Origin of the sequence: Nonomuraea diastatica, from assembly GCF_004349015.1 — a bacterium.
GTDB lineage: Bacteria > Actinomycetota > Actinomycetes > Streptosporangiales > Streptosporangiaceae > Nonomuraea > Nonomuraea diastatica.
Genome location: NZ_SMKP01000005.1, coordinates 106693 through 118679, shown reverse-complemented (window position 1 = coordinate 118679; position 11987 = coordinate 106693). Strand labels below are relative to the sequence as shown.

The window sequence follows — 11987 nt, the reverse complement described above, 5'->3', positions numbered from 1 at the left end:
GGTGGGGGCTGCTGGCCGGGTTCGCGCTCGTGCTCGGAGCGCTGGCCGGGTACACGGTTCGGATGCCGCAACGGCTGATCGCGTCGGTGATGGCGTTCGGCGCCGGGGTGCTGATATCCGCGGTGTCGTACGAGCTGATCGAAGAAGCCCACCACCGCGGAGGGCTGGCGCCCACGGTGGTGGGAGCCGTGTCCGGCGCGGTCCTCTACACGGTCTGCAACATCCTGCTGGCCCGGGGTGGAGCCAGGCATCGCAAGCGCTCCGGTGACCGGCATCCGTCGCAGCAGGAGGGGTCGGGGACGGCGATCGCGCTGGGCGCGGTGCTCGACGGGGTGCCCGAGTCGCTGGTCATCGGGGCGAGCCTGCTCGGCGGGGGTGCGGTGAGCATGGTGACCGTGGCGGCGGTGTTCATCAGCAATGTGCCCGAGGGCCTGTCCAGCGCGGCCGGCATGCGCCGAGCCGGGCGATCCAGGACGTACGTGTTCGGGCTGTGGATCGGGATCGCCGGGGTCAGCGGCCTGTCGTCGCTGGCCGGGTACGCGCTCCTGGGGCAGGCGCCCGCGGCCGTGCTGGCGGGCATCATCGCGCTGGCCGGCGGAGCGATTCTGACCATGATCGCCGACACCATGATCCCCGAGGCGTTCGAGTCCTCGCACCTCATGACCGGTCTCATCACCCTGGCCGGTTTCCTGCTCGCGTTCGCCGTGTCGAAGGCCGGTGGTTGAACGTGCGATCGGAGGTGTCGGCAGCGCGCTGGGGGTCGTCGGCGGTGGCGGTGCCGCTCTCGGTCGCCATGCGGGTGGCCACGGGACACGGAACTGGACGAGCTCCGCGCCCGTTTGAAGGCCACACGATGGGCCCAGCCCTGGCCTGTGGACCGCTGGGAGGCCGGCACCGACACCGCGGAACTCCGCCGCCTCGTCGCGTACTGGGCCTCCGGCTACGACTGGCGAGCCCACGAAACCGCCATCGACGCGCTGCCGTCACATCTCGCGGATCTCGGCGGAACACCGGTGCACTACCTCCGCTTCGACGGCGAGCACCCGGACGCGCTGCCGATCATCCTCACGCACGGCTGGCCCAGCTCCTTTTCTTCCGCGACCACCGTCCCTCTCCGTCTTCAGCCCCGGCCGTTCTCCAGAAGCGGGGCGCCATGACGCCGGGCCAGGATCAGGGTCATGCCCTCCACCGTGGCCTTGCTGGCGGCGTACGCGCGGTAGGTGGGCGGCCGGGTTCGCGTGACGCTGGTCGAGAAGTTGATCAGAGCGCCGCCGCCGCGCGGCCGGCTGGCCGCGAGCTGGGAGACGACGAAAGTGCCACGGATGTTGGTACGGTGCACGCGGTCGAGTTCGGCCAGGTCGAAGCTGGCGATCGGGGCCTGCACCATGATGCCCTCGCGGAAGCCGGGAAAGCTCTCGATCTCCGTGGTCGTCATCAGTGCACCGCCGAACTGGCTGCCCTCGAACACCAGCGGTTCGGGTTGCCCCCGCGCCGCGTAGACGGCAGCGGTGTAACCGGCGGGACCTGACCTACGATGATCAGGTCCCTGATGGGGTCGGCCGCCATGCGTGATCTCCTCGTTCATCGATGCGTGGCGGGTGAAGGTCTGGTCGGGCGCGGGCGGCACCACACGCACAAGGTGGCGCCGTGCCGGTCCGCGTCAGTGGGGTGTCCGCTCTCCGGCCTCGATCGCGAAGGGCAGCCGGTTGGCCGATGGCGGCAGCGGGCAGATGGGGAAGTGCTCGCTGAACGCGCACGGCAGGTTGACGGTGCGGTTGAAGTCGAGCGTCACGTTGCCGTCGGCGTCGGGGGCGGGGATGTCCAGGGAGCGGCCGGCTCCGTAGGTGGTGACGCCGCTGGTGGCGTCGGTGAAGACGGTGAGCAACATCCCGTGTGTGCTGAGCACCTGGAGGGTGTGCTCAGTGCCGGCGTACTCGAAGCGCATCAGGCCGGGCGTGTTGTGGCTGTGGGCGCCCCAGCCCACGGACTCGAGCGTGATGGACGCCGGCGTGTCGAAGTGTTCGATGCGGCCCGGGATGAGCCATTTCTGGCTGGGTTCGTACGTGGGCACGCCGTCGAAGCCGTGCCGGGCCGGTGAGCTCGGGTCGTAGGTGACGATCAGGTACGTGCCGCGGTAGGTGATGCCCACCTCCCGTTCGCCCACGGTGACCCGGAGGTCGTCGGGGGCGTCGGCGAGGGCGAACCGGCGTTCGGTGGTGAAGGTTCCCCCGTCGAAGGTCATCGGGGTGCCCTGGGGGTCGATGTGGATGGCGTCCCCGCTCTGCCACCACCGGCCGGGCAGCGGGGGATGGTTCCGGGGCGTGTCGTCGAGCCATGCGTGCGAGGTGGCGGCCAGCCAGCCCAGGGGCTGGGTGAGCCACTGCTCCCATCCGGCCCTCCACTCCTTCCAGGCGCGCGTGAACTCCTGCGGGCTGGTGGGAACGTGCGTGTCACTCATGGTGGTTCTCGCTTTCTCGTACGGCTTTTCTTGTCCGGGTGTCGGTCAGGAGTGCGGGGTCGTGGTGGGGCGGGCCCAGGTGGCGAAGAGGGTCAGGGCGAGCAGGGGGAAGACGACCCCGGCGGTGAGGGCGGTCGCGATCGCCCTCGCTTCCCCGGCTCCGGCCGCGGCGGCACCGTAGACGGTGGTCATCACGGCCAGGCCGAGCGCGCCGCCGAGCTGCTGCATGGCCTGGTTGAGGCTGCAGGCGGCGCCGAGGTGGGCGGGCGGCGCCTGGTGCATGATGACGGCGGTGAGCGGCGCGACGGTCAGGTCCGCGCCGATCCCGAGCAGGACGAACGGCCCGAGCAGGCCGCTGGCGAAGGTGTCGGCGGCGTCGATGCGCGACATCCACAACAACCCCGCGAGCAGGGCGGACATCCCGAGGGAGCCGATGATCCGCTCTCCGTTCCGCGGCACCAGGCGGCCGGTCAACAGGTTCATGACGAGCAGGGCGGCGCTGAAGGGCAGAACGGACAACCCCGTCTGCAGCGGGGTGAAGCCCAGCACGTTCTGGGTGAACAGCGCGGCGAAGTAGAGGAAACCGGCCTGGCCCGCCGGGATCAGCAGGCGTACCCCCGTGAGGCATGCCAACCATTTGCCTGCGTAGGCAACTATATACGCATGTGAGCTCGCACCAGAGGTCTCACGTGGCCGGCCCCTACCGAGGCAAGCGTGCGGCGCAGACACCGGACAGCATCGGGAATAATTGCTTGCGCAGGCAGGTTGGCAGGTGCGGATCAGCGGTCGGAGGCGACCGGCGCCACCGACCGGCGGAGGAAGGAGACGACATGCCATTCGAGATCGGCATCATGACGTTCGGGGAGCTCACGGAGGACCCGGCAACCGGGGCCCTGCCGTCCCCGCGGCAGCGTGTCCGCGAGACGATCGAGCAGGCGCAGGTCGCCGACCGGGCGGGCCTGGACGTCTTCGGCGTCGGCGAGCACCACCGCAGCGACTTCGTCGGATCGGCGCCGGCCATCCTGCTGGCCGCCGCCGCGGAGAAGACCGAGAACATCAAGCTGACGAGCTCGGTCACCGTGCTCAGCTCGGAGGACCCCGTACGCGTCTGGGAACAGTTCGCCACGATCGACCTGCTGTCCGCCGGCCGCGCCGAGATCATCGCCGGCCGCGGCTCCTACACCGAGTCCTTCCCCCTGTTCGGGTACGACCTGAAGGACTACGCGGACCTGTTCCGCGAGAAGCTCGACCTGCTGCTCAAGATCCGCGACCAGAATCCGCTCACCTGGTCAGGCCGCTTCCGCGCGCCCCTGGTCGACGCCGACGTCGCACCCCGCGCCGATGGCGGCACCATCCCGATCTGGGTCGGGGTCGGCGGATCGCCCGCGTCGGCGATCAGCACCGGCCTCCTCGGCCTGCCCATGGCACTGGCCCTGCTGCTCGGACCGATGACCTTCCACGAGGAGACGGTCCAGCTCTACCGAGCGGCCGCGGCCAAGGCCGGGCACGACGCGGACGCGCTGCCGATCAGCATGAACTCGCACGGGTTCGTCGGGCGGACCAGCCAGGGCGCGCGGGACACCATGTACCCCTCCTTCGCCAGAGGCATGATGGAGAACAACCACCAGCGCGGCGTCGGCCTCCGGCTCCCCCGGGCCGCGTTCGACGCGCAGTCGTCGCCCGCGGCCGGGCTGCTGGTCGGCAGCCCGCAGGAGCTCATCGACAAGCTGCTCACCTACCACGAGCTGTACGGCATCACCCGCGTCATCATCCAGATGGGCTTCGGCGGCGTGCCGCAGAAGGAGCATCTGGAGGCGATCGAACTGCTCGGCACCGAGGTGGCACCCGTCGTGCGCCGCGAGGTCGCACTGCGTGAGAAGAGCGTGGCATGACCGTCGTCCCGCAAACCGGCCACGCGGATCCGGGCACGCCCATGCGAGGCCCGGCCCTGCGAGTCGTCGTCGTCAACGGCAGCCCCAGCGAGCCGTCCAAGACCATGGGACTCGTCGACGTCGTCCTCGACACCCTGAAGGGCATGCTTCCCATCGAGGTGTCCCGGGTCGACGTGTACCGCTTGGGCGCGGGATTCACCGGAGCGATCGAGCGTGACGACGTCCCGCGCGAGGTCGAAGACTCGCTCCGGCTCGCCGAGGACGCCGATCTCCTCATCGCCGCCGCACCCGTGTTCCGCGGTACGTACCCCGGCATGTTCAAGCACTTCTTCGACCTCGTCGACCAGTACGCGCTCGCGAACAAGCCCGTCCTCCTCGCCGCGACGGGCGGAGGCGACCACCATGCGCTCGTCCTGGAGCATGCCATGCGGCCCCTGTTCGCCTTCTTCCAGGCGTTGACGATCCCGGTCGCGTTCTTCGCCTCCGCCGGGGACTTCGACGGTACGACACTGCTCAACCCCCGCATCTACGGACGCGTCGAGGTCGGGCTCGCTGACGTCGCAGACCTTCTCAGAGCTCGCGCGACCGCGCGGGAGTGACACAGGACCGCGGACCGGCGAACAGCCGGCGCCTCCAGGGAGTGGACGTCGTCGTCTCCGCCGTCCAGGGCGACGCGGAGGTCATCATCGACGGCCAGCTCAACCTGGTGCGTGCCGCCGAGAAGGCCGGGGTTCCGCGCTGGATCCCCTCGGGCTTCTCCCTCGGCATAGACCGGCTCGACCACGGCGACAACGACTTCGCCGACCTCCGGAAGAAGGCCGCCGAAGTTTACCGCTCCAGCACCGTGGCACCCACCTCAGTCCTCATCGGCGCCTTCCTCGAGGTGCTGAACATGCCCTTCTGAACGACCTGCGCACACCCACCTCCCATTACGTCCGGTAACGACAAAAGCACGATATTGGCTGGCGCCGACAAGACCGGGAAGGACATCCGTGATGCGCAGACCTGACAGGTCAGGGCACGCTCGGGCGCGTAGTCCGCCCCGTGCTGGGTGGACAGCGCAACCCTCGCCGCGGTCGACAACTCCATCGCGGTGGCCACGACCGTCACACCGGCGTAGTCGATCGGAGTTTGATCGTTGGCCTCGTCTGGCGCGCCGCGGTCGACGATGGAACCGTGGATCACGTCAATGGTGCTGGAGATCGTCGCGATCGACTCGCCGTCACGGGTGAGGACCAGGCTCTCACCAGGTTCGAGGGCGTCGATGAGCGCCACGACGTCGTCGGGAAGGCGGGTCACGTCGACTCGCTGCGTGGAGCGTGGGGCGCGTTTGCGGATCACCATGCTGGGGCCACGCTCACGGCTGCGAGGGCGCCCTGCGTCATGCGCGGCCCCCGGCCGACTGGCGCAAGGCCCGCCTACGGCGGCATGGTCGCCTCAACCAGAGGATCACATAAGCCCCTTCTTATGCTGTGATCTTGTGGACGCCACCACACGGCCTGGTTCGATGCCGCGCCGGATTTTCCCTCATCGTCCATGTCCGAGGCGACAGGCCGGTTGGCGAGCGGCGCGAGGGGCGGGATCAATCCAGATGCAACCTATGAGCTCGGCCCCATAGCCTCGGCCTCATGAACGACCATGCCTTCGTCCCCGACGACTTCGTCGTCCCCCTACACCTGGCCGCTCCACAGTTCCGTCTGGAACCCCTGGGACCCCAGCACAACGCCGCCGACCACGCCGCCTGGACCAGCAGCATCGAGCACATCCGCGCGACCCCGGGCTTCCCGGACGGAAAATGGCCTCCCGTGGAGGGCATGACCCTGGAGGCGAACCTCGCCGACCTGCGACGCCACGCGAACGACTTCGCCCAGCGCCGCGGATTCACCTACACCGTCCTGGATGCGGCCGGCGGCGACGTGATCGGATGCGTCTACATCTACCCCTCCGGCAGCGACGACCACGGCGCTGACGTGTCCTCGTGGGTCCGGGCCGACCGAGCCGAACTGGACGTGCCCTTGTACGAAGCCGTGACGGCCTGGCTGTCCACGCACTGGCCCCTCGAAACGCTCAACTATCACCCGCGCTGAACCCACATCCCGCAGGGAAACGGCATCGGCCTCTGCGGGACACCACATCGAGTCCTTCATAGACGAAACCGCGCATCAGTAGATGCGGTACTTCTTGCCGCAGTTGTCGAACTTGCCGGCCCAGCAGGTGAAGGTGTACACCTTCTTGATACCCCGGCCGTTCCAGGCGCCTGCGACCTCGCCGTCCCATGCCTTGTTGAACGTGGTCCAGTGGCCGTTCTGGTACACCTCGAACCAGACCCAGCCCTTCTTGCCGCCCTTCCTGTCCACGCCGTACCACTTCGTGAACACCTTGTGGCCCGACTTCCACGTCGTCCCGAACGTGTACGCCTTGCCGTCGCCGGAGAAGAACTTCCCCCAGCTCGTCGTGGAGTGCGTGCTCGCCTGGGCGGCGGCCGGGGTCAGAGCCAGACCGGTGACGGCCATCGAAGCGGCCAGAGCGGCGATCGCAAGGGTCTTACGCATTTTCGGGTTCCTCCCCCGTGTCGGTGTGATCCGTTGACGGGGACATTACGGAGACCCGCAGCGATCAACTGTTGACGAATCCACACACCGGATGTGATCGGCGTCACAGAGGGCCTGCCCGAATAAGATCGCTGCTGTTGCGTTGATCCGGCGATCGGAGCACGATGAGCGACCCCGGCGGCTTCGGCCCCCTGGCGATGGACGACCGCGAGCCGATCGGCCCCTACCGGATCGTGGGCCGGATGGGCGCCGGTGGCATGGGGGTCGTCTACGCGGGGATCGCGGCCGACGGCGCCAGGGCCGCAGTCAAGGTCATCCATCCGGGGTTAGCCGCCGATCCGCAGTTTCTTGCCCGTTTCGTCCGCGAAGTCGAGCTGCTGTCCCGGGTACGCGGGCGCTGCACGGTCTCGGTGCTGGCCGCCGACACCGCGGCGATGCCTCCCTGGCTGGCCACCGAGTTCGTCCCCGGCCCGACACTCAGCACCTACGTCCAGCAGAACGCCCGGCTGCAGCCGGACGAGCTGCTCCCCTTCGGCCTGGACATCGCCGAGGCGCTCACCGACATCCACCGGGCCGGCATCGTGCACCGCGACCTCAAGCCCGGGAACGTGATCCTCTCCGCCTCCGGCGCGAAGGTCCTGGACTTCGGCATCGCCCGGGCCCTCGACGAGAGCGGGCTCACGGGCACCGGCGCGCTGATCGGAACGCCCGGCTGGATCAGCCCCGAGCAGTACCGGGGCGACGTGGCGGACACCGCCGCCGACGTCTTCGCCTGGGGCGCGCTGATGGTCTACGCCGCGACCGGCCGCCCGCCGTTCGGCACCGGAGCTCCCGACGTCCTCGCCTACCGGGTCATGAGCGTCGAACCGGATCTGTCCGAGGTGCCCGCCCCACTCCACGACCTCGTACGCGGCGCGCTGGCCAAGGATCGCACGTCCCGGCCCACCGCGTACGAACTGCTCGACCAGGTCACCGCGCTCACGTCGGGCACCAAACCCATGCCGCCGCCACCGCGTGGCAGGCGCCTCATGGTGCCACTGTGGTCGGCCGCCGCCGTCGTCGCGGCGGTCGCGGCTGCGGGAGCGGTGTTCGCAGCGGGCTCGCGGGGCACGCCCGAGGCGCTGCGGAGCCCGAGCAGCTCGCCCGCGCCCACGTACGAGGAAAGCCCGCAGCCGGACCCGGGCGACACCTCGGACGAGGCGGCGACGGCGAATGAGTCCCCCGAAGATGCTCCCAGCACGACCGAACCGCCCAAGAGAAGGACCTCCACCCCGACGATGCGGGCGAGCACGCGCCACGCTGACGCCGGCGTTCCCTGCGCGTCCGATGACTCGATACTCCGGCAGGTCGCCGCGCTGAACGGCGGCAGCCTGCCGGGGGATGCCGTGGTCGCGCGCAAACGGTGCGTGGGCCGCTGGGTCGCGGCCGAGCTCGACTCTCCTGAAGTCGGCGGCATCGACCTCATCGCCAAGCGCAACGCGACCCGGTTCCTCGGCGGGGAGATCGGCAGCAACTTCTGCTCATTGGAGTCCCGGCCGGCGCTCCTCGCGAGCGCGCCCGCCGCCATCCGGGCCTTCCTCTGCCCTGACGGCTTCCGCTGACAGGTCCTCCCTCTCCCGACCTCAGCGGTGGAGACGCGCGGTGTGCGGCACCCCGGTACGGCCGGGGGCCGCGCGGCACCGTCGACCGCCACGAGCCCTCCTTTTCGGCAGTGGACATGGAGGCGGTTCGCGGCGAGATTGGTCGGCAGGCGCGGTGATCGCCTGCCCGGTGCCGATCGGACGACGTAAGGAGTGCGCATGAGGATCGTTGAACTGGCCTCGGTGGACGGATGCATCGCCTTCGACCTGGACTGCCCGACGAGCGCGGGCGGCACCCGGCTCGCCCCTGACGTCACCCGCGGCGAGGCCGGGCTGCTGGCGCGGGCGATGACGTACAAGCTGGCCGTGCTCGGCGAGCGGATCGGCGGCGCCAAGGCGGTGCTGCGGGCCGAGCCCGAGAACCGGACGGCAACCCTGGCCCTTTACTGCCAGGAGATCACCCCGATGGTCGAGAAGGGCGGCTTCCTCACGGCCTCGGATCTGGGCACGCGCACGGAGGATTTCGCCTCGCTGCCCGGTTACCGTACCGACTCGGTGCTGCACCAGGAGGTCGGCGGCGAGCTGGTGGACACCATGGTGACGGGCTTGGGCGTGGTCGTCGCCGCGGAGACGGCGCTCGGCGGTCTGGCCGGGCGCACGCTCGCGGTGGAGGGGTTCGGCAAGGTGGGTGGCGCCGTCGTACGTGAGGCCGCGCGGCGGGGCGCGCGCCTCGTCGCCCTCTCGACCCTGCACGGGTGCGTAACCGACCCCGCCGGGCTGGACGTGGCAGCGCTCGAAGAACTGCGCGCCGAGCACGGCGACGCCTGTGTGGGCCTGCTCGGTCTGCCGGTGTGGCCCGCCGAGGCTCTGTACGAGGTGGGCGCGGACGTGCTGGTGCCCGGCGCGCGGACCGGCACCCTGACGGCCGAACGCGCCGCCGGGGTACGCGCCCGCGTGGTCGCTCCGGCGGCGAATGTGCCGTACACCGGGGCCGGGCTGCGCACTCTTGCGGATCGGGCGGTGATGACGCTGGCGGACTTCGTCTGCGGGGCCGGCGCCACGATCGGCTACCTCACCGAACGCGCCGGCCGGGTTCCCGACGCCGCCTCGGCGCGGGACCTGGTGGAAGAGCGGGTCGGCCGGCTCACCGGGATGGCGCTGGAGCATCCCGGCGGCCCGTTCGCGGGCTCGTGCGCCGTGGCGGAGGAATTCCTCGCCACCTGGCGCGACGCAGCCGACCTCGCCGACGGCCCTCCCCTCGCGACCGCACCGGAACGGTGAGGCGAGGCGACCGCTCGGAACATGCGGCGAGGGCGCCGACCAGCACGAGGACGCCTCCGAAGATCGCGATACGCGTGGTGAACAGGTCAAAGATTCCTGAAACCCCGAAGGGATCACCTCGCGTCCGGGCCCGGCCCGGCCCTCACGTGCCTCCCGCAACTTTCCCGTGGCGATGAAGCCGACCGCGACCCGGTGAAAGCCGGCGATCGATTCGCCGTCCTCCACCCCGCCACGGAACTGCGTACGCACTTTCGTGAAGGGGAAGGCCGTGCTGCCGTCGGGAAGGAGCACGCCCCGCGTCATCGTCCGTCTTGCGCCGACGCCCGCCCGCAGCGGCGGCGATGCTCAGAGGCCCGAGCTGGTCGATGGCCAGACTGACGTTCGCCTGGATCTGCTGCAGCTCCTGTTCCTCCATCCGAGGATGGTGACATCAACGGCGAGCCCGACCAATTCGGTTTCCGGCTCGACCGCAGCGTGGACACGGTGGTGCGGCAGGCCGAGCGGCGGCACCGGGCCCCGGTCAACGCCGGAGACCGGCGGAGCTGATCGAGCCGGGCTCAGACCGACATGGCGGGGACCGGCCAGCGGCGCATCCGGTTCGGCAGGGTGACGACGAGGTCGCCGCACCTGAGCACCAGCCGCTCGTCGATCAGCACGTCGACGGCGTCGCGCTCGGCCGCCCCGAGGTCGGGCAGTCTCCGCGGGCGCAGGCAGTGGGTGAACGCCGAGCCCAGCGCCCCGTCGTCGATGATCATCCGGGCTGCGGCCGCCGGGTCGCGCATGTCCTTGACCTGCAGGAAGCCTGGACCTCTGCGGTAGTCGGTGCGGATATTCGATTTGATCTCGTAATGGACGCGCAGGTCCCATTCCAGGTCCGCCATGGCGGGCAGGACCGTGCGGAAATAGTTCATGTCGAGGATGTTGTCGACGGGCAGCACGTCCAGGATCTGATGCCGCCTGACCAGCGTGGACAGCTCGTCCAGGAAACGGTCGGCGGGCTTTGACCGGAATCCGATCATGGAGCCGTTGAGGCCGCAGAACGTGCACTGGTGTTTCTCGCCCCACCAGCAGCCGCGCGACCCTTCCATGACGAGTTGCGGGCGGACGTGCTCGCGTACGGGCGACGTCTCGAACGCCTCCTGCCATCCGAGGAAGTCGGGCAGCGGGATGGCGGCGGGCGGCACTGAGCGGCTCGTGGGCGGGTTGGCGATCGACTCGGCGCCGTTCCACCAGCACACACCGGGCAGATCGGCCGGGTCCTCGGCCGCCCGGACGCGGTCGAGGAGGTAGGGGGAAGACCTCTTCTCCTTCGCCGCGCACGACGTAGTCGACGAACGGGTGGTTGCGGTGCAGCGCGTGGCCCATGATGCCGTCGCAGTTGGCCCCGCCGAAGACGACCAGGAGCTCGGGGCGCAGGTGCTTGAGCCGCCGGGCGAGTGCCAGGCTCGCGGCGTTCTGCATGAACGTGGAGGTGAAGCCGACGACGTGCGGCTCGCCGGCCAGCACCTCGTTGACGGCGACGTCGATGAACCCGGCGGCGTGGGGGCGCATCCGCAACACCGCGTCGACGTCGAGCCCGCGGGCCTCGGCGTACGCGCGGAACTCGGCGTCCCTCCACGCCGGGTCGTCGTGGAGGCAGCCGGCGAAGACCCAGTCGCCCAGGCCGTGCAGCACGCCGTACTCGGCGATGTCCGTGACCGCCTTGGGCCCCAGGTCGCCGCCGCTGTCCTTCATCAGGAACTCGACCCACCGGATGCCGCCGTGGAACTCGTTCACCTCGATGTCCGGACGCCGCGTGCGCAGCAGTTCGTGCAGGATGCCGATGGGCAGCGAAGGCCGGTTGATCGGCTGCCAGGGCATGGCGGCGAGCGCGACGCGCATGTCCCTCCCTTCCCGGGTGAGGACGCCGTGGAACCGGCGCCCCCACTCGTGGTCCGTCCGGGCGCCTACGCCGCCTTGCCCCACAGGTTCTGCGAGTAGACGAGCTGCGAATGAATGGGCGTCTTCTTGATGGCCGGCTTGGTGGCGGTCCGCTCCGCCGCCGCCTCCGTGCCCGGGGCGGGCGCATCAACCGTGCCGGCCACCGCCGTCGAACCAGGTGTTTCCACAGGCATGAGCATTTCTCCTTTCAACCGCGCCACAAATAGTCGAGGAAAGGTTATGAGCGGCCTGTTATTACCGGCTTAAATGCCGATGAAATGGCTTTCCCCGAAGGGGGCGGGCG

The 11987-nt window shown here is 69.8% G+C and carries 14 protein-coding genes and 2 pseudogenes; 8 read left to right on the top strand and 8 right to left on the bottom strand.

The window, feature by feature from the left end; translation table 11 throughout:
• Nucleotides 1–725: ZIP family metal transporter (locus E1294_RS03030; RefSeq protein ID WP_132504180.1), on the top strand; the 725-nt coding region annotated here is incomplete at its 5' end.
• Between the two features lie 93 nt (nucleotides 726–818).
• Nucleotides 819–1157, top strand: coding sequence for an epoxide hydrolase N-terminal domain-containing protein (locus E1294_RS03025; RefSeq protein WP_132504179.1), 339 nt, complete (start codon nucleotides 819–821; stop codon nucleotides 1155–1157).
• Nucleotides 1158–1159: 2 nt separating this feature from the next.
• On the opposite strand, the pseudogene E1294_RS57695 reads toward E1294_RS03025, so the two are convergent.
• The 3 genes and pseudogenes from E1294_RS57695 to E1294_RS03010 form a co-directional block, all read right to left on the bottom strand.
• Nucleotides 1160–1566, bottom strand: a pseudogene (locus E1294_RS57695) (SDR family oxidoreductase); the annotation flags it as partial.
• A 94-nt stretch (nucleotides 1567–1660) separates the two neighbouring features.
• Complete coding sequence (locus tag E1294_RS03015) at nucleotides 1661–2458, bottom strand: DUF1684 domain-containing protein (protein WP_132504178.1); 798 nt, start codon at nucleotides 2456–2458, stop codon at nucleotides 1661–1663.
• 45 nt (nucleotides 2459–2503) lie between these two features.
• Complete coding sequence (locus E1294_RS03010) at nucleotides 2504–3091, bottom strand: MFS transporter (RefSeq protein WP_165977051.1); 588 nt, start codon at nucleotides 3089–3091, stop codon at nucleotides 2504–2506.
• A gap of 197 nt (nucleotides 3092–3288) precedes the next feature.
• Here E1294_RS03010 and E1294_RS03005 point away from each other — a divergent pair, with 197 nt between their 5' ends.
• From E1294_RS03005 to E1294_RS02995, 3 genes are read left to right on the top strand one after another with little or no spacing between them, the layout of a single operon-like run.
• On the top strand, nucleotides 3289–4350 hold the full coding sequence (locus E1294_RS03005; protein ID WP_132504176.1) for an LLM class flavin-dependent oxidoreductase: 1062 nt from the start codon (nucleotides 3289–3291) through the stop codon (nucleotides 4348–4350).
• The gene (locus E1294_RS03000) at nucleotides 4347–4949 is read left to right on the top strand and encodes an NAD(P)H-dependent oxidoreductase (protein WP_220447523.1); all 603 of its coding nucleotides are present in this window, start codon (nucleotides 4347–4349) and stop codon (nucleotides 4947–4949) included. Before E1294_RS03005 ends, E1294_RS03000 begins: the two co-directional genes overlap by 4 nt.
• On the top strand, nucleotides 4946–5254 hold the full coding sequence (locus tag E1294_RS02995; protein ID WP_132504175.1) for an NmrA family NAD(P)-binding protein: 309 nt from the start codon (nucleotides 4946–4948) through the stop codon (nucleotides 5252–5254). The genes E1294_RS03000 and E1294_RS02995 overlap by 4 nt, the downstream gene beginning before the upstream one ends.
• On the opposite strand, the gene E1294_RS54045 is transcribed toward E1294_RS02995, so the two are convergent.
• Nucleotides 5179–5694 carry a hypothetical protein gene (locus E1294_RS54045; RefSeq protein WP_181958447.1) on the bottom strand — a complete coding sequence of 172 codons (516 nt, stop codon included), beginning with the start codon at nucleotides 5692–5694 and terminating at the stop codon, nucleotides 5179–5181. The genes E1294_RS02995 and E1294_RS54045 overlap by 76 nt on opposite strands.
• A 284-nt stretch (nucleotides 5695–5978) precedes the next feature.
• Here E1294_RS54045 and E1294_RS02985 point away from each other — a divergent pair, with 284 nt between their 5' ends.
• Nucleotides 5979–6437: a GNAT family N-acetyltransferase gene (locus E1294_RS02985; RefSeq protein WP_132504174.1), complete on the top strand. Its 459-nt coding sequence runs from the start codon at nucleotides 5979–5981 to the stop codon at nucleotides 6435–6437.
• Nucleotides 6438–6512: 75 nt separating this feature from the next.
• Here the strand turns inward: E1294_RS02985 and E1294_RS02980 are convergent, their stop codons facing one another.
• The gene (locus tag E1294_RS02980; RefSeq protein WP_132504173.1) at nucleotides 6513–6902 is read right to left on the bottom strand and encodes a hypothetical protein; all 390 of its coding nucleotides are present in this window, start codon (nucleotides 6900–6902) and stop codon (nucleotides 6513–6515) included.
• Between the two features lie 164 nt (nucleotides 6903–7066).
• Between E1294_RS02980 and E1294_RS02975 the strand changes: the two genes are divergently transcribed.
• Together E1294_RS02975 and E1294_RS02970 are read left to right on the top strand one after the other, a co-directional pair.
• Nucleotides 7067–8503, top strand: coding sequence for a serine/threonine-protein kinase (locus tag E1294_RS02975; RefSeq protein WP_132504172.1), 1437 nt, complete (start codon nucleotides 7067–7069; stop codon nucleotides 8501–8503).
• A gap of 198 nt (nucleotides 8504–8701) precedes the next feature.
• Complete coding sequence (locus tag E1294_RS02970) at nucleotides 8702–9763, top strand: Glu/Leu/Phe/Val dehydrogenase dimerization domain-containing protein (RefSeq protein ID WP_132504171.1); 1062 nt, start codon at nucleotides 8702–8704, stop codon at nucleotides 9761–9763.
• Nucleotides 9764–10320: 557 nt separating this feature from the next.
• Here E1294_RS02970 and E1294_RS54285 read toward each other — a convergent pair.
• The 3 genes and pseudogenes from E1294_RS54285 to E1294_RS52345 all read right to left on the bottom strand — a co-directional run bounded on the left by E1294_RS54285 (nucleotide 10321) and on the right by E1294_RS52345 (nucleotide 11877).
• Entirely contained in the window at nucleotides 10321–11001 is a 681-nt protein-coding gene (locus E1294_RS54285) for a DUF5825 family protein (RefSeq protein WP_220447522.1), read from the bottom strand.
• A gap of 112 nt (nucleotides 11002–11113) precedes the next feature.
• Nucleotides 11114–11314 (bottom strand): annotated as a pseudogene (locus E1294_RS57920) (RiPP maturation radical SAM C-methyltransferase); the annotation flags it as partial.
• Nucleotides 11315–11709: 395 nt separating this feature from the next.
• Complete coding sequence (locus tag E1294_RS52345; protein ID WP_165977050.1) at nucleotides 11710–11877, bottom strand: hypothetical protein; 168 nt, start codon at nucleotides 11875–11877, stop codon at nucleotides 11710–11712.
• Nucleotides 11878–11987 lie beyond the last annotated feature (110 nt).